The 21,209-nt window shown below is 71.7% G+C and carries 18 protein-coding genes; 8 read left to right on the top strand and 10 right to left on the bottom strand.

The genetic code is table 11. From position 1 onward, the window contains the following. The first annotated feature begins 14 nt into the window (after positions 1 to 14). A complete protein-coding gene (locus AB0Q90_RS19570; protein WP_363160263.1) occupies positions 15 to 1,769 on the top strand; it encodes a TIGR03767 family metallophosphoesterase in 1,755 nt (584 codons plus the stop codon). A gap of 7 nt (positions 1,770 to 1,776) precedes the next feature. Here the strand turns inward: AB0Q90_RS19570 and AB0Q90_RS19565 are convergent, their stop codons facing one another. Continuing rightward, positions 1,777 to 2,538, bottom strand: coding sequence for a helix-turn-helix transcriptional regulator (locus AB0Q90_RS19565; RefSeq protein WP_363160262.1), 762 nt, complete (start codon positions 2,536 to 2,538; stop codon positions 1,777 to 1,779). A gap of 87 nt (positions 2,539 to 2,625) precedes the next feature. Here AB0Q90_RS19565 and AB0Q90_RS19560 point away from each other — a divergent pair, with 87 nt between their 5' ends. Beyond that, a complete protein-coding gene (locus AB0Q90_RS19560) occupies positions 2,626 to 3,045 on the top strand; it encodes a hypothetical protein (RefSeq protein ID WP_363160261.1) in 420 nt (139 codons plus the stop codon). 76 nt (positions 3,046 to 3,121) lie between these two features. Here the strand turns inward: AB0Q90_RS19560 and AB0Q90_RS19555 are convergent, their stop codons facing one another. Next, positions 3,122 to 4,159 (bottom strand): hypothetical protein, encoded by a 1,038-nt coding sequence (locus AB0Q90_RS19555; RefSeq protein ID WP_363160260.1) that lies wholly within the window; start codon positions 4,157 to 4,159, stop codon positions 3,122 to 3,124. A 216-nt stretch (positions 4,160 to 4,375) separates the two neighbouring features. Next, positions 4,376 to 6,952, bottom strand: a complete 2,577-nt coding sequence (gene pepN, locus AB0Q90_RS19550; protein WP_363160259.1) for an aminopeptidase N — start codon at positions 6,950 to 6,952, stop codon at positions 4,376 to 4,378. 136 nt (positions 6,953 to 7,088) lie between these two features. Here pepN and AB0Q90_RS19545 point away from each other — a divergent pair, with 136 nt between their 5' ends. Then, a complete protein-coding gene (locus tag AB0Q90_RS19545; protein WP_363160258.1) occupies positions 7,089 to 7,727 on the top strand; it encodes a DsbA family protein in 639 nt (212 codons plus the stop codon). A gap of 127 nt (positions 7,728 to 7,854) precedes the next feature. Here AB0Q90_RS19545 and AB0Q90_RS19540 read toward each other — a convergent pair whose 3' ends face one another. Genes AB0Q90_RS19540 through AB0Q90_RS19530 form a run of 3 tightly spaced genes read right to left on the bottom strand, consistent with a single transcriptional unit; the run spans position 7,855 to position 11,140 of the window. Beyond that, positions 7,855 to 9,279, bottom strand: coding sequence for an FGGY-family carbohydrate kinase (locus tag AB0Q90_RS19540; RefSeq protein WP_363160257.1), 1,425 nt, complete (start codon positions 9,277 to 9,279; stop codon positions 7,855 to 7,857). Positions 9,280 to 9,291: 12 nt separating this feature from the next. Further along, positions 9,292 to 10,335: a 2-hydroxyacid dehydrogenase gene (locus AB0Q90_RS19535; protein WP_363160256.1), complete on the bottom strand. Its 1,044-nt coding sequence runs from the start codon at positions 10,333 to 10,335 to the stop codon at positions 9,292 to 9,294. Then, on the bottom strand, positions 10,313 to 11,140 hold the full coding sequence (locus AB0Q90_RS19530) for a DeoR/GlpR family DNA-binding transcription regulator (RefSeq protein ID WP_363160255.1): 828 nt from the start codon (positions 11,138 to 11,140) through the stop codon (positions 10,313 to 10,315). Before AB0Q90_RS19530 ends, AB0Q90_RS19535 begins: the two co-directional genes overlap by 23 nt. Positions 11,141 to 11,286: 146 nt before the next feature. Between AB0Q90_RS19530 and AB0Q90_RS19525 the strand changes: the two genes are divergently transcribed. The 3 genes from AB0Q90_RS19525 to AB0Q90_RS19515 all read left to right on the top strand — a co-directional run bounded on the left by AB0Q90_RS19525 (position 11,287) and on the right by AB0Q90_RS19515 (position 14,276). After that, the gene (locus AB0Q90_RS19525) at positions 11,287 to 12,726 is read left to right on the top strand and encodes an FGGY-family carbohydrate kinase (protein WP_363160254.1); all 1,440 of its coding nucleotides are present in this window, start codon (positions 11,287 to 11,289) and stop codon (positions 12,724 to 12,726) included. 128 nt (positions 12,727 to 12,854) lie between these two features. Next, entirely contained in the window at positions 12,855 to 13,490 is a 636-nt protein-coding gene (locus AB0Q90_RS19520) for a histidine phosphatase family protein (RefSeq protein WP_363160253.1), read from the top strand. A gap of 12 nt (positions 13,491 to 13,502) precedes the next feature. After that, the gene (locus tag AB0Q90_RS19515) at positions 13,503 to 14,276 is read left to right on the top strand and encodes an SAM-dependent methyltransferase (RefSeq protein ID WP_363160252.1); all 774 of its coding nucleotides are present in this window, start codon (positions 13,503 to 13,505) and stop codon (positions 14,274 to 14,276) included. A gap of 141 nt (positions 14,277 to 14,417) precedes the next feature. Here AB0Q90_RS19515 and AB0Q90_RS19510 read toward each other — a convergent pair whose 3' ends face one another. Beyond that, positions 14,418 to 15,059, bottom strand: coding sequence for a superoxide dismutase (locus AB0Q90_RS19510; RefSeq protein WP_363160251.1), 642 nt, complete (start codon positions 15,057 to 15,059; stop codon positions 14,418 to 14,420). A 134-nt stretch (positions 15,060 to 15,193) separates the two neighbouring features. Further along, positions 15,194 to 16,573 carry an amino acid permease gene (locus AB0Q90_RS19505; RefSeq protein WP_363160250.1) on the bottom strand — a complete coding sequence of 460 codons (1,380 nt, stop codon included), beginning with the start codon at positions 16,571 to 16,573 and terminating at the stop codon, positions 15,194 to 15,196. A 362-nt stretch (positions 16,574 to 16,935) separates the two neighbouring features. Here AB0Q90_RS19505 and AB0Q90_RS19500 point away from each other — a divergent pair, with 362 nt between their 5' ends. After that, positions 16,936 to 17,514: a biotin transporter BioY gene (locus AB0Q90_RS19500; RefSeq protein WP_363160249.1), complete on the top strand. Its 579-nt coding sequence runs from the start codon at positions 16,936 to 16,938 to the stop codon at positions 17,512 to 17,514. Here the strand turns inward: AB0Q90_RS19500 and AB0Q90_RS19495 are convergent. Next, positions 17,504 to 18,811: an FAD-binding oxidoreductase gene (locus AB0Q90_RS19495; RefSeq protein WP_363160248.1), complete on the bottom strand. Its 1,308-nt coding sequence runs from the start codon at positions 18,809 to 18,811 to the stop codon at positions 17,504 to 17,506. The genes AB0Q90_RS19500 and AB0Q90_RS19495 overlap by 11 nt on opposite strands. A 116-nt stretch (positions 18,812 to 18,927) precedes the next feature. Beyond that, positions 18,928 to 19,653 (bottom strand): hypothetical protein, encoded by a 726-nt coding sequence (locus AB0Q90_RS19490; RefSeq protein ID WP_363160247.1) that lies wholly within the window; start codon positions 19,651 to 19,653, stop codon positions 18,928 to 18,930. A gap of 262 nt (positions 19,654 to 19,915) precedes the next feature. On the opposite strand from AB0Q90_RS19490, the gene AB0Q90_RS19485 reads away from it, so the two are divergent. Beyond that, positions 19,916 to 21,209 (top strand): protein kinase (locus AB0Q90_RS19485; RefSeq protein ID WP_365733418.1); only part of this gene is annotated, 1,294 nt, incomplete at its 3' end.

Here is a 21,209-nt window from a genome sequence, read left to right as displayed (position 1 = left end):
GGGGAGACCGCGCCATGTCGCGCATACGCTCTGTCGCCAGCTCCGCGCTGGGCGTCCACCGCCGTTCCGTCCTCGCCGCCGCCGGAGCGGTGTCCCTCTCCGCGGGTGTCGGCTACGCCCTGCGGCCCACCGACAGCCAGGCCGCCACCGTCCCCGCCCCGCGCTCCGCCGCCGGCGAGGCGCCGGTCGCCGTCTCGCGGCAGGCCCCGGCCGCCCCGCTCGCCCCGTACACCCGCGGCACCACCGTCGCGAGCGTCGCCGCCCCGCGCGGCACCTCCGGCTACCGCCGGCTCGTCGACGGGCCCGGCTGGAAGCGCGTCGTGCGCGCCGAGCTGGCCGACGCCAAGTCCGGCCGCGAGGACCGCCGTACCGCACTCGCGGCCTTCGTGCAGCTCACGGACATGCACATCCTGGACGTCCAGCACCCGATGCGCCTGGAGTTCCTGCGCTCGACCGACGTGCACGCCTGGCGGCCGCAGGAGGCGCTCACCGTGCACGGCGCGATCTCCCTCGTGGAGCGGGTCAACGCGCTGCGGGGCGCCCCCGTCACCGGCGCCCCGCTGCACTTCGCCATGACCACCGGCGACAACACCGACAACAACGCCATGACCGAGCTGGACTGGTTCCTGACCGTCCTCGGCGGCGGCCGCATCACCCCCAACTCCGGTGACCCGCGGCACTACGAGGGCGTCCAGAACAGTGGCCTCAAGCAGTTCTGGCAGGCCGACTCGGCCGTCCGCGACGCCGACAAGCAGCTCGGCTTCCCGCACGTCGACGGCTTCCTCGCCGCCGCCGTGCGGGAGGTGAACAGCCCCGGCCTGAACATGCCGTGGTACTCCACCGTCGGCAACCACGACGCGCTGCCGCTGGGCACCTACGCCTCGCACCGTGACCCCTTCCTCACCGACTTCGCCGTCGGCGGCAAGAAGCTGATGACGCTGTCCGCGGCCGAGGCCAAGAAGCTCCAGGACGCGCTGAAGCAGGCCAGGGACCCGCAGGGCGTGCAGTACCGCGAGGTGCTCAAGGCCCACGCCCGCGACCTGCGTTCGGTCACCGCGGACGAGCGGCGGGCCCCGTACACACCCACCGAGTACCTCAAGGCCCACCTGGACCCGGCCTACCGCGGCATGGGCCCGGTCGGCCACGGCTACTCCACCGCCAACCTCGACGCGGGCACCCAGTACTACAGCTTCCGCATCGCCGACGACGTCATCGGCATCAGCCTGGACACCACCGACGCGGGCGGCCACCACGAGGGCTCCATCGGCACCGCCCAGCTGCGCTGGCTGGACCGCACCCTGCGCGAGAACAAGGACTCGTACGCCATCGTCTTCAGCCACCACACCAGCGAGACGATGGACAACACCAACCCCGACCCGGCCCGCCCGAACGAACGCCGCCACAACGGCCAGGAGGTCCTCACCCTCCTCGGCCGCCACCGCAACGTCCTCGCCTGGGTCAACGGCCACATCCACCGCAACAACATCACCCCGCGCGACGGCTTCTGGGAGATCTCGACGGCCTCGCACGTCGACTACCCCCAACTCGCCCGCGTCATCGAGATCGTGGACAACAAGGACGGCACCCTCTCCCTCTTCACCACCTGCGTCGAATCGGCGGCCCCGCACGCCACGGACTTCACCGACCTGTCCCAGACGGGCCTCGCGGCGCTGTACCGCGAGCTGTCCTACAACGCCCCGGGCGCCAGGACGGACCTGGCGGGCGGGCGCTCGGACCGGAATACGGAGCTGGTGCTGAAGAAGGGCTGAAACACCCTCAACCGGCAGCCTGCCGCAGCCGGTCGGCGCTCTCCGCGTCGGCCGGCAGGAACGTCTCCAGCTTGAGCTCCGCCACGGTCAGGTCGTGGGCCGTGGTGAAGGTGGCGATCATGGCGAGCAGGCGTAGGCCGCCCTGCGGAGAGGCGAGTTCGAGGGGGACCGCGAAGCCGAGGTGGGGCACGTCGTCGGTGGGTGGGGCGTAGGTCTCCAGCTCCCGCAGGAGTGCGGCCAGGCGGTCGTCGGGGTTGCGGTCGAGCTCGGTGCGCAGGTTGCCGAGGATGTGGCGGGACCAGTGGGGGAGGTTGCGGACCCGGGGTGCCATGCCCTCGGGGTGCAGGCCCATGCGGTACGCGTTCCAGCGGCCCCGGCGCAGTTTCGGGGCCGAGCCGTCGATGAGGACGCCGATCGCGTCGTTGGCGGCGAGGACGTCGCCGTAGCGGTCCATGACGAACGCCGGATACGGGTGGTGACCGTCGAGCAGCTCCTGGAGCGCCTGGTGGACCGCCCGTACGGCGGGACCGTCCGGGTCGCCCTCCGGAACGAGCGGGGCGAACCCGGCGGCGAGCAGCAGGCCGTTCTGTTCGCGGGCGGGCAGCTCCAGCGAGGCGGCGAGTCGTACGACGAGGTCCCGTCCCGGCGCCGAGCGGCCGCTCTCCACGAAACTCACGTGCCGTTGCGTCGTGTTCGCCCGCACTGCCAGGTCCAGCTGGCTCAGCCGGCGTCGGTGCCGGTGGTCGCGCAGCAGCTCACCGAAGGTCATGGCCCCCATTCTTCGGCACCCTTCGCCGCCCGCCGATTCCCCGCAGGGAATTGTCGCGATACCCCGCGCCGCCGGATGCTCCCTGCCATGACGGAAACTGCACTGCGCGAACTGGCCCGGAAATACGTGGGAATGTGGAACGAGCCCGACCCCGCCGCCCGACGTGCGGCCGTCCGGGAGCTGTGGGCCGAGGACGGCGTCCACCTCCTGCACCCGCCCGAGGACATACGGAAGGCCGCGGCGGGCTACGGGTTCGTCGGACAGGCCCTGGAGGCCCGCGGGTACGAGGCGCTGGAGCTCCGGGTCGCCCGCTCCCACGAGGAGTTCGTCGCCACCGGAGAGTTCACCTTCGCGCCGGCCGGAGAGCCGGTGCGGCTGAAGGACGTGGTCCGTCTCGACTGGCAGGCCGTGCGCACGGCCGACGGCGAGGCCGCTGGCGGCGGCACCGACTTCCTGGTCCTTGACCGGGACGGCCGGATAGCGGCCGACTACCAGTTCCCCGGCTGAACATGAGGAGGGGCCGCCGGTCCCCAGCCTCCGGCGGCCCCTCCTCTCCCCTCCTGATGCCTCCCCGATCCCCCTCCTACCGGGGCAGCACCACGACATACGCGGCCGGATCGCGGTCCGCCGACGCCATCAGCGCCGTACGGACCACGGCCGCCTGCTGTTCCAGTGCGTCCCGCAGCTTCTTGGGCGTGATGTACACGACCGTGATGCCGAGGCGCTCCAGGTGCTCGCGCTTGCGGGCGTACTCCGACCACATCGCGTCCTCGTCCTGGCGAGGGGCGCGGGTGTCCAGCTCCACCGCCACCGCGTGCTCGGGCCAGTAGGCGTCGAGGCCGCCGAGGTGCGGGCCGCCGGGCAGGCGCAGGTCGACGTTCCAGACCGGGTCGGGCAGGCCGTGCTCGCGGACCATCGCGTACAGGCGGTCCTCCGCGATCGCCCGGCCCTCGGCCAGCAGGGAGTCCACCGCGTCCACCACGTGCGGGCGGCTCAGCAGCTTCGCCTGGTTCAACTCCCGTACCACCGCCGCCGGTTCGCAGTGGCCGCCGCGGACGGCCTCGGTCAGCAGCCGGCGTACGGCACCCGCGTCCGAGAGTTCGGCCACCGCGTCCGCGAGGGCCCGCGGCACCGGGGCGACCGGGAGGCCCGTCACCTGCTCGGGGGCCGGCAGCGATGCCGTACGGACGATCCGGGCGCAGCCGGTGGAGCGGAGCCGGCGCAGCCGGGGGACCAGGACGTCGATGGAGTCCAGGGCGGTCAGCGGGGGCGTGGCCGCGAAGCCGTGCAGGGTCAGCGCCGCGAGCCCGGTGATCATCGCCTCGGTGTACACCGGCCGGTGCGGCTCCTCCGCGCCGGGCTGGGACGGCACCCCCGCGTTCCGCTCCCGCGCCGCGAACAGCAGCACCGCGTGCAGCCGTTCCTCGCTGGTCGGCGGGCCCGGGTGGAGCAGGAAGACGCCCGGCAGGATCTGCTGCCAGGGGCCGCCGGCCCGGCACTGCTCGTTCGTCTCGGCGGCCGAGACACCGTGCGCCCGCAGCTGCGCGGCCGTCAGGACGCGCCGCCGGACGTCGGCCAGCTGGTGGAGGGGGCGGGGGGAGAGCGGGGTGTTGTGGTTCATGACCCTGGAATTCCCGCGTCCGGTCCGCCCTTTAACCCCTGTTACACGCCCGTCGACAAATCCGGACAAGCTCGTCCTAAAGGACGGTTGTTCGGATGCCGAGTAGGCACGGAAAACCCCTGGTCCGTTCGGGGTGGACCAGGGGTTACGGCTGTGATTGCCTGAATTCCGTAACGGTCACGGAGGGCCCAGGCCAAGGCCAATGATCAGTACGCCTCAGCCCGTGGCCGCCGCCGCGTCGCACGCCTGTCCCCGCAGCCCGCGCGCCAGGTCGTCGCGTGCCTCCAGCACCAGCCGGCGCAGCGCCGGAGGGGCGTCCTCGTGCGCGGAGAGCCAGGCGTCCGTCGCCTCCAGCGTCCCCGGCGAGTCCTGGTACGCCGGGAACAGCCCGCTGACCACGTCCATCCCGATCTGGATGGACCGCTCGTCCCACACCCGCCCGATCGCGCCGAAGTACTTCTCCGCGTACGGCGCGAGCAGCTCCCGCTGGGACGAGCGGGAGAAGCCCGCGATCGTCGCGCCGACCAGGGCGTTGGACAGCGCGTCCGACTCCACCACCTGCGCCCAGGCCTGCGCCTTCACCGCCGCGGACGGACGGGCGGCCAGGCAGCGGACCTGGTGGCGCTTGCCGGAGGCCGTGTCGTCCCGGGCCAGCTCCGCCTCCAGCACCTTCTCGTCGGCGAACCCGTGCTCGGCGAGCGCGTCCAGGAACGCCCAGCGCAGCTCCTGGTCGATCTCCAGGCCGTCGATCGCCGTGGTGCCGTCCAGCAGTTCCCGCAGCAGCCGGAAGCCGGTCTCGTCCCCGACGGTCCGCGCGAAGAACCGCGCCCACGCCAACTGGTGCTCACTGCCCGGCTCGGCGGCCCGCAGCTCCCGCTCCGCGCTCTCGGCCAGCAGCACACCGCCCTGCTCGCGCCAGGCGGGCGCCGCGTAGTGGACGACCGCCGACTCGGCCCACGCGTGCAGCATCTGCAGCACACCGACGTCCGACTCGCGCCCGGCGAACCGCACCACCAGGTCCACGAAGTCCCGGGCCGGCAGCAGCGCGTCCCGCGTCATGTTCCACAGCGCCGACCAGCACAGCGCACGCGCCAGCGGGTCGGTGAGGTCACCGAGCGCGGTCCGGAGCGTGGCCAGCGAGGTCGCGTCGAAGCGGGTCTTGCAGTACGTCAGGTCGTCGTCGTTGACCAGCACCAGCTCCGGCGCCTCGGCACCGGCCAGCTCCGCCACGACCGTACGCGCCCCGGCGACGTCCACCTCGGCGCGCGCGTACCGCTTCAGAACACCGTCGGCGCGCCGGTACAGGCCCACCGCGATCCGGTGCGGCCGCAGTTCGGGGTGCGACTCGGCGGCCTCCTGCAACACGGCCAGTTCGTCGATGCGCCCCTCGGCGTCCAGCAGCACCTGCGGGGTCAGCGAGTTGACGCCCGCCGTCTGGAGCCAGGACCGCGCCCACGCGCCCATGTCCCGGCCGCTGGTCTCCCCGAGCACCGACAGCAGGTCGCCCAGGCGCGTGTTGCCGTACGCGTGCCGCTTGAAGTAGCGCCGCGCGCCCTCCAGGAACGCGTCCTGGCCGACGTACGCCACCAGCTGCTTGAGCACGGAGGCGCCCTTGGCGTAGGTGATGCCGTCGAAGTTGAGCTTGGCGTCCTGAAGGTCGCGGATGTCGGCCGTGACGGGGTGGGTGGAGGGCAGCTGGTCGGCGCGGTACGCCCACGCCTTGCGGCGGTTGGCAAAGGTGATCCAGGCGTCGGTGAAGCGGGTCGCGCCGACGTTGGCGAAAGTGCCCATGAAGTCGGCGAAGGACTCCTTCAGCCACAGGTCGTCCCACCAGACCATGGTGACCAGGTCGCCGAACCACATGTGCGCCATCTCGTGCAGGATGACGTTCGCCCGCGCCTCGTACGAGGCCTGCGTCACCTTGCCCCGGAAGATGTACTCCTCCCGGAAGGTCACCAGGCCCGGGTTCTCCATCGCGCCCAGGTTGTACTCCGGCACGAACGCCTGGTCGTACTTGCCGAACGGGTACGGGTAGTCGAAGTGGTCGTGGAAGAAGTCCAGCCCCTGCTTGGTGACGAGGAACACGTCGTCGGCGTCGAAGTGCGGGGCCAGGCCCTTGCGGCACATCGCGCCGAGCGGGATCTCCAGCGTCGTACCGTCCTCGAAGGTACGGGTGTAGGAGTCCGTCACGTAGTGGTACGGGCCCGCCACGACACAGGTGATGTACGTCGAGATCGGCTTCGTCTCCGCGAACCGCCACACCCCGTCGGTGTGCCGGCCGGCGCCGTTGCTCCACACCGTCCAGCCCTCGGGCGCCCGTACCTCGAAGCGGAACGGCGCCTTGAGGTCGGGCTGCTCGAAGTTGGCGAAGACGCGGCGGGAGTCGGCCGGCTCGTACTGGGTGTACAGGTACACCTCGCCGTCCTCCGGGTCGACGAAGCGGTGCATGCCCTCGCCGGTGCGGGAGTAGGCGCACTGGGCGTCGACGACCAGCTCGTTGTCGGCGGCCAGGTCCTCCAGGGCGATCCGGGAGCCGTCGAAGACCTCGCCGGGGTCGAGGTCCTTGCCGTTGAGGGAGACGGCGGTGACGCTCGGCGCGATCAGATCGGCGAAGCTGGAGCCGCCGGGCTCCGCGCAGCGGAAGCGGATCGTGGTGACGGAGCGGAAGGTACGCGGCTCGGTCTCCGTGTCGCCCACCGCCGAGCGCAGATCGAGGGACACGTCGTACCCGTCGACGGACAACAGGGCGGCCCGTTCCCGGGCCTCCTCGCGGGACAGGTTCTCACCGGGCACGAGTGGTACTCCCTCAAACGGTGTTCAGAATGCGGACAGGGCCGATACTGCCATGCGCTCCTGACAGGCGGCAGTGGGAATGGCTTCGGCAGGCACTGGTGTTCCCCGGAGAAACCGTTCCTTCATGAGGAGAGACATGTCGGACAAGACGCCCGTCGACTTCTGGTTCGACCCCCTGTGCCCCTGGGCCTGGATGACCTCGCGCTGGGTGCTGGAGGTGGAGAAGGTCCGGGACATCGAGGTCCGCTGGCATGTGATGAGCCTCGCCGTCCTCAACGAGGACAGGATCGACGAGCTGCCGGAGGAGTACCGGGAGATGCTCGCCACCAAGGCGTGGGGTCCGGTCCGGATCGTCATAGCGGCGCAGGAGGAGCACGGCGCCGAGGTGCTCGGCGACCTCTACACCGCGCTCGGCACCAGGATCCACAACCAGGGCGAGGGCGCGGAGAAGTCCGCGGTCGCCGCCGCGCTGAAGGACGTGGGCCTGCCCGAGTCCCTGATGGACCACTGGGACTCCACCCCCTACGAGCCGCAACTGCGCGCCTCCCACAAGGAGGGCATCGACAAGGTCGGCCAGGAAGTCGGCACCCCGGTCATCGCGGTCCCCGGCGCCGACGGCGAACAGCTCGCGTTCTTCGGCCCCGTCGTCACCCCGGCCCCCAAGGGCGAGCAGGCCGCGAAGCTCTGGGACGGCACCCTCGCGGTGGCCTCGGTCCCCGGCTTCTACGAGATCAAGCGGACGCGGACGAAGGGGCCGGACTTCAGCAACCTGTAGCCCGCCTGCGCCGTCGTTGCCCGTGCAGCGCTGGTAGGCGGCGGGATCCGACACTCCCTTGGTGAATTCCCCCGGCCCCGCGAGCCTAGAAGCCCGCGGGGCTGGGGCGGCGGCCCGGAATCGGGCCTCAACGCTGCGCCCGCTCCCGCGCCTCCGTCAGCCGCTCAAGGTGCTCCTCGTAGCCCCGCGCGTAGTACGCGGCTCGCCCGGGGTGCGGCTCCATCACCGCCGTCGGGCGCGTCCACGACTCCGCGTCCAGCGCGACCCCGTGCCGCTCCGCCGCCGCGAGCACCGCGCCCCGCGCGCCCACCTCACCCTCGACGACCCGCAGCGGCCGGCCGAGCACGTCCGCCAGCAGCCGCATCCAGGCCGGGCTGCGGGTGCCGCCCCCGCACACCGCGAGCGAACCGGTCAGCCCCGCCGCCTCCAGGCAGTGCCGGGCCGAGTACCCGATGCCCTCGCAGGTGGCGCGGACCAGGTCGCCGCGGGTCGACTCCAGGCAGACGCCGGTGAGTTCGGCACGCAGCCGCGGCTCGACGAACGGCGCGCGCTCGCCCGACGGCGCGAAGTACGGCAGTACCCGCACCCCGTGCGCGCCCGGCGGGGTCGCCGCCAGCAGCCCGTCCACCTCCTCGTGGCCCACCCCGGTCGTCGACAGCACCCAGTCCAGGGCGGCCGTGCCGACCATCGCCGGCATCGCGCGCAGCCAGTGCCCGGTCCGGTCGGTGGAGATGTACAGCCCGGCCGGCTCCCCGGTCAGGTCCACCTCGGCCGTCGCCACCAGCGCCGCCAGACAGGTGCCGACGATCAGCAGCCCGTCCCCGGCGGTGGTGACCCCCGCGCCGAGCGCACAGGCGGGCAGGTCGTACGGGCCGTTCGCGATCGGTGTCCCGGCCGGCAGCCCCTCGCCGAGAGCGACCGCGCAGGCCGCCGGATCGCTGACCGGCGCCAGCAGCCCGCGCCGGTGGGTCAGCCCCAGCAGCTCCACCACCCGGTTGTCGTACGTCCGCGCCACCGGGTCCAGGAACGGCATCGACGCGTCCGACACATCCGTCGCCGCCGGTGCCCCCGTCAGCCGGCGGAACACCATGTCCTTGCAGTACAGGGCGTGGGCGGCAGCGTCCAGGGACTTCGGCTCATGGCTGTCCAGCCAGGCCAGCAGCGGGCCCGGGCAGCCCGGGAACATGGCGCTGCCGGTACGCCGGAACACCGCCTCGAACGTGCCGTCCGCCAGCCACTGGTCCACCAGCTCGTGCGCCCGCCCGTCCATCCAGGACGCCGCCGCCCGCACCGGACGCCCCTCGGCGTCCACCAGCCACACCCCGTCGCCCTGCCCGGTGAGCCCGGCCAGCTCCACCGGCTCCGGCACCCGCCCGGTCACCTCGTCGAGCACGGCGACGACCGCCGCGTACACCTCCGCCATGTCCTGCTCGACCACCCCGCCGTGCAGCGAGAGACCCAACGGCCGTGAGGCGAGGGCCAGTTCACCGCCCGTGCCGTCGAACGCGGCGGCCTTCACCAGGGACGTCCCCACGTCGATACCGACGTACATGCGCCAACCTCCTCACGTCAGGCAGTGCGCCGGCGGCTCCCCGCGCACCCAGCGGCCCACCTCCGCCGCCGCGATGACCGCCGCCTTCTCGGCCACCGCCCGGCTCGCCCCGCCCAGGTGCGGGGTAAGCACGACCCGGTCGGCGAGCCCGTGCAGCCGCGACCCGGCGGGCAGCGGTTCCGTCACGAAGGTGTCGAGCGCCGCCGCCGACAGGTGCCCGCTCTCCAGCGCGTCGCACAGCGCGTCCTCGTCGAGCAGCGGGCCGCGCGCCGCGTTCACCACGACCGCCCCGGGCGGCAGCAGAGCGAGTTCACGGGCGCCGATCAGGCCTCGCGTCCCGGGGGTGAGCCGGGCGTGCAGGCTGAGCACCCGGGAGCCGCGCAGGAGTTCGTCGAGGGAGGCGACCCGCAGCCCGTGGATCTCGCCGTGCACATACGGGTCGTACACCGACACCCGCGCCCCGAACGCGCACAGCACCCGCGCCACCCGGCTGCCGACCGCCCCGTACCCGACCAGCCCGACGGCCAGGTCCTCCAGCTCCAGACCGCTGTGCTCGTACGTGTAGTAGGACGCCCCCGCCCAACTGCCCCGCCCGGACAGCAGACCGTGTGCCTGGGGGATGCGGCGCAGGGCCGCCAGCAGCAGACCTACGGTGAACTCGGCGGTCGCGGCGGCATTGCGGCCGGGTGCGTAACACACCCGGACGTCATGGGACTTGGCCGCGTCCAGGTTCACATTGACCGGCCCGCCCCGGCAGACCACGACCAGCCGCAGGGCCGGGCAGGCGGCCAGGACGCGCCCGGTGACCGGGCCCATCTGGGTGACCAGCACCTCCCGGTCGTCCGACAGCGCCTCGATCAGCGCGTCCTCGGCGTCGCCGGCCTCCGTCACCTCGGCCACCGGGCCGAACGGCTCCAGCGGCCAGCCGAGCATCAACTCCCGTACGTCCGCCGCGTGTTCCCGCCGTACCGCGTCCGCGATCAGTGACGGCAGGACGAAGTGGTCCCCGGCGGCCAGCACCCGCACACTCGGCTCACGGAGCGCCGGTTCCGTCATCCCTGTCGCCCCCTTCCTGCCGGGTCGCGCAGACCTCGTAACGGACCTTGTGCTCGTCCAGGTCCCGCAGCGCCTCGGCCGACGCCCCGTCGTCGACCAGCAGCAGATCGAAGTGGGACAGCGGCACGACCCGGTGCAGGGCGACCCGGCCGAGCTTGGTGTGGTCGATCAGCAGCACGTTGCGGGCGGCCGCGTCGAGCATCGCCCGCTTCACCGACACGATGTGCTGCTCCTGGTGGTAGGCGTGGCCCGCGTGCACCGCCGACGTCGACGCGAAGCACACGTCGACCCGAAGCTGCTGGACCGCCTCGACACAGGACACACCGAGGAAGGAGGAGTGCAGCGGGTCGTAGTCGCCGCCGAGGGCCATCAGATGGATGCCCCGCTGACCGGAGAGCAGGTTGATCGCCTCCAGGAAGTTGGTGACGACCGTCAGCGGGGTGATCTCGCCGAGCCGCAGTCCGCGCGCCATCTCCAGCGTGGAGGTCGAGTCGTCCAGCATGACCGCCATACCGGGCTCGATCAGCTTCAGCGCACGGTCGGCCACGGCCGCCTTCTCGGCCCGCATCGTCTTCAGCCGGTACTGCACGTTCGACTCGAAGACCCCGGACGGCTGCGCGGTCACCCCGCCGCGGAACTTCCTTACGACGCCCTGCCGTTCGAGCTCGTCGAGGTCGCGGTGGATGGTCATCAGGCTCACCCCGAACCGCCCGGCGAGCTCCGCGGCGGTCGCCGTGCCGTCGGCCAGGACCTGTTCCGCCATGGCGGACTGCCGGGCCGCGGGCCCCTGCTGTGCGTTGGTCATCGTCCGATCCTCGTCCTGGGTGTGCTCTGCCGAGTCGGCTCGTCAACCGAGAGTGGAACGGCGGAAGTTGGCCGTCAATCCGTCGCGCACGCGAAAATATCGGTGCAGAGTGAGAAGTTCACGGTGCCCGATGTGAGGGAGGTTCGATGACGGCCTGGCTCGGGATCGACCTCGGCACCCAGAGCGTCCGCGCACTGCTCGTCACGGCGGACGGCACGGTCCTCGGCAGCGGCAGCGCGCCCCTGTCCGGCCGGCGGGACGGGGTGCGGCACGAGCAGGACCCGGCCGAGTGGTGGGACGGGGTGTGCACGGCGTCCCGGGCCGCGCTGCGCGGGCGGGCGCGGATGCCGGTCGGCGGGCTCGCGGTGTGCGGGACGTCCGGGACCGTGCTGCTGACGGACGGGGCCGGCCGGCCGATGAGCCCCGCGCTGATGTACGACGACGGACGGGCGGCGGCCGAGGCGGCGCGGGCGCGGGCGGTGGGGCTCGCGGTGCAGGACACCTGGGCGCTGCCGAAGGCGCTGTGGCTCACACGGACGTACGGGCCGGGGCGGATCACCCACCAGCCGGACCTGATCGTCTCCCTGCTCACCGGCGAGCTGCCCCCGGCCGACTCCAGCCACGCCCTCAAGACCGGCTACGACGTCGAACGCGAGGCCTGGCCGACGCTGTTCCCGCCGGACCTGCCGCAGAGCGCGCTGCCCGACGTGGTGCGCCCCGGCACCCGGCTGGGCGAGGTCGGCCCGACCGCCGCCGAGGCCACCGGCATCCCCGCGGGGACCCCGGTCGTCGCGGGGATGACCGACGGCTGCGCGGCCCGGATCGCCGCCGGAGAGCTACGGCCGGGCGCGTGGAACTCGGTGCTCGGCACCACCCTCGTCCTCAAGGGCGCGACCTCGTCGCCGGTCCGGGACGCCACCGGCGTGGTCTACAACCACCGGGCGCCGGACGGCAGTTGGCTGCCGGGCGGGGCCTCCGGTGTGGGCGCGGGCGTACTCGAAGCGTGCTTCGCGGGCGCGGACCCGGCGGCCATGGACGAGCAGGCCGCCGCGTACTCACCGTCCGGGGTGATCACTTACCCCCTGGTCTCCCCGGGCGAGCGCTTCCCGTTCCTGGCCCCGGACGCCACGGCCCTGGTCCTGGGCACCCCTGCCTGCGACGCGGATCTGTGGGCGGGTCTGCTCCAGGGCATCGCCTTCACCGAACGACTCTGCCTGGACTACCTCCACCACCTGGGCACCCCGCTGGACGGCCCCCTCACCTTCACCGGCGGCGCCACCCGCAGCCGGTACCTCAACCAACTCCGCACCGACATCCTCGGCCGCCCGGCCCGCGTCCCCCGCCAGCCCGAACCGGCCCTGGGCATGGCAGCGCTGGCCGCCTACGGCACGGGCGCGGCCCCCACCCTCGCCGCCGCGGCGGACTCCATGTCCCACACCGCAACGGTCCTACACCCCCGCCCAACCCGCACAACAGCCTTCACCGAGCCCTACGCCCGTCTCCTCGACGCCTTGGAGTCCCGCGGCTGGCTTCCGTCCCCGGTAGCGGCACACGCACGGGACAGATTGCATGAGGGCTCGACGTAGCGCGCGGGCCGGTGGGGGCTGATCGCGCAGTTCCCCGCGCCCCTTCAGGGCGGCACCCCGTAAGCGCCGGGCTGTGCGACCCACCCCAACCGCCGGGCAACACAACCCACCCCACCACAGGACCGTTCATGACCACAGCCACCACCACCACCCTCCTCCTCGCCCGCCACGGCCAGACCGTCTGGCACGCCGAGAACCGCTACGCCGGCATCAGCGACATCCCCCTCACCGACACCGGCCGCCAACAAGCCGACGCCCTCGGCAGATGGGCCGCCGCCCACCCCGTAGACGCGATCTGGACCTCCCCCCTCTCCCGCGCGGTAGCCACCGCCGCCCCCGCGGCCCGCGCCCTCGGCCTCACCCCCCACCAGGACCCCGACCTCCGGGAATGCGACTTCGGCGTGCTGGAGGGCCGCACCCTCACGGAGTTCGAGAAGGAAGACCCCACCGCCGCGCAAGCGTTCCGCACGGACCCGGTGAACCACCCGTTCCCCCACTCCGAGGACCCCACGGCGGCAGCCGCCCGCGGCGCCACCGCCCTCCACCGCATCGCCGCCACCCACCCCGACGCCCGCGTCCTGGTCGTCGCCCACAACACCCTGCTCCGCCTGGTGCTGTGCACCCTCCTGTCGATCCCGCCCGCCCGCTACCGCACCGTGTTCCCGCGCCTGCGCAACGCCGCGATCAGCGAACTCCTGATGAAATCCGACGGTTCCACCGCACTTATGTCCCTCAATGTGCCCTGCGAGCCCGACCTGCCGTAGCACCATGGGCACATGACGGAGATCGACACCTCGGTACCGCACTCGGCGCGCATCTGGAACTACTGGCTCGGCGGCAAGGACAACTACGCCGTCGACGAGGCGGCCGGCGACGCCTACACCGCCGTCTTCCCCGGCATCGTCACCATCGCCCGCAGCAGCCGCGCCTTCCTGGGCCGCAGCATCCGGTACCTGGTGCAGGAGGCAGGCGTCCGCCAGTTCCTGGACGTCGGCACGGGCCTGCCCACCGTCGACAACACCCACGAGGTGGCCCAGCGCATCGCCCCCGAGTCGAGGATCGTCTACGTCGACAACGACCCGCTGGTCCTCGCCCACGCCCGCGCCCTGCTCACCTCCACCCCCGAGGGCGTCACGTCGTACGAGGACCTGAGCCTCTACGAGCCCGAGCGGATCATCGAGGCCGCCGGCCGGACGCTGGACCTCACCCGGCCCACCGCCCTGATCCTCAGCGGCATCCTCGGCCATGTCGCCGACCACGCAGCGGCCCGTGACCTGGTCCGCAGGCTGCTGGCGGGCCTGCCCTCCGGCAGCTATCTGTCCGTCAACGACGGCTCCCGTGGCACCGACCCGGTCTACGAGCAGGCCCAGGACGCCTACAACGAGACCGGCGCCGTCCCCTACTTCCTGCGCCCGGTGGACCAGATCGAGGCCTACTTCGAGGGCCTGGACCTGGTGGAGCCGGGAGTCGTCCCGGTCCCCCTGTGGCACCCGGACACCGAGCACCCGGCTCCGATCGGCCAGCACGGCGGCCTGGCCCGCAAGCCCTGACGAAGCGGAAAGCCCCGACGAAGCGGAAAGCCCCCGCGAGTCACGTCCTCGCGGGGGCTTCCCTCATTCCGCCTGCCGTTCGTGAAGGGTGAGAAGACGATCACGAGGCAGGACGATCACCAGGCAGGACGACCCCGGGGGTCAGGGCGTCAGCAGCAGCACATCCGCGCGGGACTTGGCGGCCTCGTAACGCCGGGCCACGTCCTGCCAGTCGACGACCTGCCACATGGCCTCGATGAAGTCGACCTTCTGGTTCCTGTACTGGAGATAGAAGGCGTGCTCCCAGGCGTCGAACACGAGGATCGGCACCGAGCCCTGCCCGACGTTGCCCTGATGGTCGTAGACCTGCTCCACGACGAGCCGCCCGCTCAGCGGCTCGTAGGCCAGGACGCCCCAGCCCGAACCCTGCGTCGTCGCGGAGGCCTTGGTCAGCTGGGCCTTGAAGCCCGCGAACGAGCCGAACGACTCGGTGATCGCGTCGGCCAGCTCGCCGACCCCGTCGACGGCCAGCGGCTCGCCGCCGCCCTCGCCGGTCATGTTCTGCCAGTAGATCGAGTGCAGGATGTGCCCGGACAGATGGAAGGCCAGGTTCTTCTCCAGCCCGTTGACCGAGCCCCACTGCTCCTTGTCCCGCGCCTCGGCGAGCTGCTCCAGCGTGTCGTTGGCCCCCTTCACGTACGCCGCGTGGTGCTTGTCGTGATGCAGCTCGATGATCTCGGGGCTGATCACGGGGGCGAGCGCGGAGTAGTCGTACGGCAGTTCAGGAAGCGTGTAGACGGGCATGGGTGAAGTCCCCTCCGACCTCTTATTGCAAATAACTTGCAAGTGCACGCTAGCAGCAAAAAGGGCCGCCAGGGCAACGAAGAAGGCCCCCGCGTGTGTCACGCGGGGGCCTTCCGGCGGTCAGGGGGAGGGCGTCAGGCCTTGGCCCGCGCCCGCTGCCGCGCATATCCGACGGCCGCCAGGAACAGCGTCATCCCGCCGGTCGAGTACAGCTGCACCCGCGTGTCCGGCTCGCGCGCCATCAGCACGAAGATCGTCACCATGCCGGCCAGCGCGACCCAGGTCAGCACCGGGAAGGCCCACATCCGCACGGTCAGCTTCTCCGGGGCCTCGCGCTCCAGGTGGCGGCGCATCCGCAGCTGGGAGACGGCGATGAAGATCCAGACGACGAGGATGACCGCGCCGATCATGTTCAGCAGCCAGGTGAAGACATCGTCCGGCCGCCAGTAGCTGAGCAGCACGCACGCGAAGCCGAAGGACGAGGAGGCGAGCACGGCGATGCGCGGGACGCCCGCGGACACCCGCCCCAGCGCCTTCGGGCCCTGGCCGCGCTGGACCAGGGAGTAGGCGATGCGGGAGGAGCCGTAGATGTTGGCGTTCATCGCGGACAGCAGGGCGACCAGGACGACCACGTTCATCAGCTGGCCGGCGCCGGGGATGCCGAGCTCGTCGAGGGCGGCGACGTACGGGCCCTTCTCCACGACCGCCTTGGAGTCCCACGGGACCAGCGTCACGATGACCGCCATCGAGCCGATGTAGAACAGCGCGATGCGCCACATCGCCGTACGGACCGCGCTCGCCACGCCCTTGACCGGGTTCTCGGACTCGGCCGCCGCGATGGTGACCGTCTCCATGCCGCCGTAGGCGAAGACGGAGGCGAGCAGGCCGATGACCAGGCCCTCGCCGCCGTTGGGCAGGAAGTCGGTCAGATTGCTCGTGCCGGGGGAGTCCGTGCCGGGCAGGACGCCGAAGACGGCCAGGCCGCCGAGGACCAGGAACAGGCTGATCGCGCCGACCTTCAGCGCCGCGAACCAGAACTCGAACTCGCCGAAGTTCTTCACCGCGGCGAGGTTCGTGGCGCAGAACACCACCATGAACAGGGCCACCCACGCCCACTCGGGCGTGCCCGGCAGCCAGCCGGTGACGATCTTCGCGGCGCCGATGCCCTCCAGGCCCACGGCGGTACAGAGCAGGACCCAGAAGGACCAGCCCGCGGTGAAGCCGGCCCAGGGGCCGATGGCCTTCTCGGCGTGCGCCGAGAAGGAGCCGGAGGACGGATAGGCGGCCGACATCTCGCCGAGCATCCGCATCACCAGCATCACGAGGAGGCCGGAGAGGGCGTAGGCGACGACGATCGAGGGACCCGCGGCGGCGATACCGGCGCCGGAGCCCACGAACAGGCCCGCGCCGATGACACCGCCGAGGGCGATCATCGACAGGTGGCGCTGCTTGAGGCCGTGGGAGAGGGAGGCGCCGTCCTGCTGCGGCGGCGTCTCGACTGTGGTGCTGGGCATGGGCGCGGCTCGTCCAATGCATGAGATGGCAAAAACGCCCACAGTCTGAGCGCCCTGTCCGCTCAGACGAAGGGGATGCCCACTATGCGGACAGGTGCGCCACGCAGGGTATGGGAGCCCTCACCGGGCCGGATTAAGCCCTGTTTGGTGGAACCCTACAGAGCGCCCCGCCGGGCCGCCCGTGACGTGCGCGTCCTCACCTCAGTGACCGGTATCACGCCGTACCGGGTGTAACCCCGTCTCTTTGTCCGGAGCCCACCAAGCCCGTGATCCAGCCTTTGTCGACCGCTGACGGTGATCGGCGCGAGCGTGCCGGGATAGCGTCGCCGTGTCCCAACGTGCCCACACCCCGCGGAGTCCCCATGAGCACCGCCGTCGCCCCCGTCCGTCCTGGCCAGGTCCTCGCCGATCTGCTGCCGGCCTCCCGTGTCCGCGACGTCGCGCTCGTGGTCGGCGGCGCCGCCCTCACCGGCCTCGCCGCCCAGATCTCCGTGCCCGTGCCGGGCTCCCCGGTCCCGGTGACCGGTCAGACCTTCGCCGTCCTGCTCGTCGGCATGACGCTGGGCGCGGGGCGCGGCTTCCTCTCCCTCGCGCTGTACGCGCTCGCGGGCATCGCGGGCGTGCCGTGGTTCGCGGACGGCGGCTCCGGCGCGGCGGCCCCCTCCTTCGGCTACATCCTCGGCATGATCCTCGCCTCCACGGTCGTCGGCGCCCTGGCCCGCCGCGGCGCCGACCGCTCGGTGTGGCGCACCGCGGGCGCGATGCTGCTGGGCGAGGCGATCATCTACGCCGTCGGCGTCCCGTACCTGGCCCTGTCCCTGGACTGGTCCGCCTCCGCCGCCATCGCGGCCGGCCTCACCCCGTACCTGTTCGGCGACGCCCTCAAGGCGGCCCTGGCGATGGGCCTGCTGCCTACCGCCTGGAAGTACGTCAACCGCTGACGTCGTAGTTCCTGCGGAAGAGGTTCGCCGGGTCGTAACTCGACTTCAGCTCGGCGAGCCTCTTCCGCGTCTCGGCGTCGTACAGCCCCTCGGTCCGGTCCCCGGCCCCGAAGGCGAAGTTGAGCGCCCGCCCGAGCGTGCCCGGCGCCAGCAGCGCGAAGGCCGGATCCAGGATCGTCCGCGCCCGCTCCCGGTCCGCCATGGTCAACAGCCGCACCAGAAAACGCCCGTCACGCCACGGCACCGAGTTCTCCGCGGACCGCGACAGCGCCCCACCCAGATGATTGACCTGTACGACGACCATGGCGTCGGCGCCGGGCCCGGTCCGCCGCAGCACTTCGCCGACCGCTGCGAGATCCAGCTCTTCCAACACCGCACTGTCCCCGTAGTAGGCGTGCGGGAAGTCCGGGTCACTGTGAATGGTGTGGCTCTCCGAGTACGGCATCTCCCGCAGTGAGTCCGCCAGCACCGGCCCGATCTCCCGCAGCGGAGCGACCAGTTGCTCCCCGTCCGCACCCGTGTGGGCGACGCGCACGGAGATGACGTACCGCCCGCGCAGGTGCGGCGGCAGCACCGGCAGATCCGGGTACGGTACGGCGGCGAAGGACGAGGTCAGCCCGTCGGGCACGGTCCGCGTCCACTCCTCGTACGCCCGCAGCGCGGCCGCCGGATCGACCTCGCCCCCGTCGAACGCGAGCGAGCCGCCGTACAGCGTGCGCACGGGGACGAGGCCGATCTCCAGCTCGGTGACGACGCCGAGGTTGTGGCCGCCGCCGAGCAGCGCCCAGTACAGGTCGGAGCCCTCGGTGACATGGCGCAGCTCGCCGTCGGCGGTCACCACGTCGAGCGAGCGCACATGGTCGGCCGCGTATCCGAACTCCCTGGCCAGAATGGGGAGCCCACCGCTCAGCGTGTACGAGACGGCACCCACACCCGGCGCGGAGCCGTTGAGCGGGGCGAGCCCGTACGGCGCCGCCGCCTCGACGACCTGCCCCCAGCGCACGCCCGCCTGCACGCGGACCGTGCGGGCCTCGGGATCCACGCTCACCCTGTCCATGCGCCGGGTCGTGATGAGCACGCCGCCCTCCGCCGGACCCGGCAGCCCGTGCCCGGTGGCCTGGACGCCGACGGGCAGGTTCTCGGCGGCGGCGTACCGCACGGCGGCGACGACGTCCTCGGCGGAGGAGGCGGCGAAGACGATCGCGGGGCGCTGGGCGAACCCGGTCTGGAATCCGGCGAGTTCCTCGTCGTAGCCGGGGTCGCCGGGACGGAGTACGGGCAGATCGGTGAAGTTCATGGGGATCATGATGGAGGCATAACCTGACACCTGCCGTCAGGTTTTCCGGGATGGGTGAGGGGGGCCCGGCAGAAGCACCCGGACCCCCTTCTTCGCTGTCGCCTTCGACGGGCGGCTCAGCCCTGCCGCTCCCGTGGCCGCCGCAGCGACGACCACCACAGCCCGGCCACGCCGGCCGTCATGAGTGCCGCGCCCGCCGCGCCCAGCGGGAGCAGATCGGGGGCGACGCCGGTCTTCGGCAGCTCGTCGCCGCCGGGCGCCACCGGCTTGTTGTCGGTGCCCAGCAGCAGCGGGGTGGCCGGGGCGTTGGGCGACGGGTTCGTCGTACCGAACGGAACCGGGCCCTGCTGCCAGTACGTCTTCTTCCCGTCGGCGGTCTGGACGGGCAGACAGATCTTCCCCGTCGTGCTCAGGTCGTACGTCGCGTCGACGTCGTACGACTTGGAGTCACCCGCCGCGAGATTGTCCAGTGCACAGCTGAAACCGCTGTTCGAACCTTCCGGCAGATCGCTTTCGGCAATTGCCGAACAGCCTTGCACATTCTTGACCGTAAGGCCGTCGAATCCGACGACCAAGAGCCTGATCTCTCCGCTGTCCTCGGTCCCTTCGTTCTTCACGGTGGCGGTAATCGCCGTCTCTTCCGAGCTGTTGTCGACCGAGATCTTCTCGGGCAGTGTCGTGGTCAGTTTCACGCCTGCCGGAGCCTCGTCGACGGCCTTTCCCCCCTTGTTGCTTGCCGGTCCCGGGTCATCTGCCACAGCAGTGAACGGAAGGATCATCACTACCGAGAAAGATGCTGCAACCAGCGATCCCGCGATGGTCGTCGTACGACGAGAACTCATGTTCGTCCCCCTTGGCTGCGCCTGAATTCGCAGTACTTGAAGAGGTACCACAAGATTTCTCCGCACTATGCTGGTACGGCATGAAGTGTGACCATCGTGTTTCAAATGGACAGTCATTGACAGGCCGTTCAGGATCTTTGCGGGTCCTTGAGGATCTTTGAGGGGGTGCAGCGGATTGCCGGGGAATACGAGGAGCGGCGGAGTTCCAGGGCTACTGGTGACGGGACGTTATCGGTTGGTCGAAAGTATCGGCCAGGGGGGAATGGGGCGGGTGTGGCGAGCCGCCGACGAAATACTCGACCGTCCGGTAGCGGTCAAGGAGATGCGCATAGACGGCCTCGACGCCGAGGACACGCGCACCCGCCGCGAACGCACCCTGCGCGAGGCGAGGGCCACGGCGAGGATCGACCACCCCAACGTCGTACGGGTCTACGACGTGGTCGACGAGGGCGAACGCCTGTGGATCGTCATGGAGTTGGTGGCCGGCCGCTCCCTGGAACGGATCGTGGCGGAGGACGGCCCCCTCGGCCCGCGCGAGACGGCACGCCTCGGCCTGGGACTCGTCGCCGCGCTGCGCCAGGTGCACGAACGGGGCGTGCTGCACCGGGACATCAAGCCCGGGAACGTCCTGGTGGAGTCCGGCGCACGACGGATCGTCCTCACGGACTTCGGCATCGCCGCGATCCAGGACGCCAAGGCGCTGACGATGGTCGGCATGCTCGTGGGCTCGCCCGACTACATGGCCCCCGAGCGGATCTCCGGCCGCCCGCAGGGTCCGCCGTCGGACGTGTGGTCCCTCGGCGCCACCTTGAGCGCGGCGCTGGGCGGCCACTCCCCCTTCTCCCGCGACACGACTCTGGCCACCCTGCACGCCGTCCTCTACGAGGAGCCCGAACTCCCGGCCTCGGCAGGCCCCTTGCGGGACATCCTCTCCGCGCTCCTGGAAAAGGACCCGTCGGTACGCCCAGGCCTCACCGACCTGGAAACCGTCCTCCACCCCATCGCGTTCCCGCCCCCGACCCCGACGGAGACCCTGCCGGTCGGCGGGGGAGGGGAGTGGAACGGAGCCGGGACCTCGCACCGGACCCCGTCCAACGGCCCGGCGGCCGCCGCGCACGCCACCCCGGAAGCCCCAACGGGGGCAGGCGGTACGGCTGTTACGCAGCCCCCGGACGGCTCCCAAGACCACGAGGCACCCGCCGAGCCGACGACGAGGAGGCCGTCCGGCACCGTGGAAGTCCCCGAGGCGGCACGGGTTCAGGAGCCGCCACAGCCCACACCCGCCTCGGACGGACCCCAGCCCCCCGACGACGCGTCCCCCTCCGATCCCCAACACCCGACGCGCGACCCCAGGCAGCCCGCGCCCCCTTCATCCCCCCGCGCTTCCACTGCCCCGACACCGGCGAGCGGCCAGGCTCCTTCCGCTCCGACACCGGCGAGCGGCCAGGTTCCTTCCGCACCGACACCGGCGAGCGGCCAGGCTCCTTCCGCTCCGACACCGGCGAGCGGCCAGGTTCCTTCCGCACCGACACCGGCGAGCGGCCAGGCTCCTTCCT

This window comes from Streptomyces sp. NPDC079141 (assembly GCF_040686775.1).
Taxonomy (GTDB): Bacteria; Actinomycetota; Actinomycetes; order Streptomycetales; family Streptomycetaceae; genus Streptomyces.
This window is presented reverse-complemented; position numbering and strand designations above follow the sequence as displayed.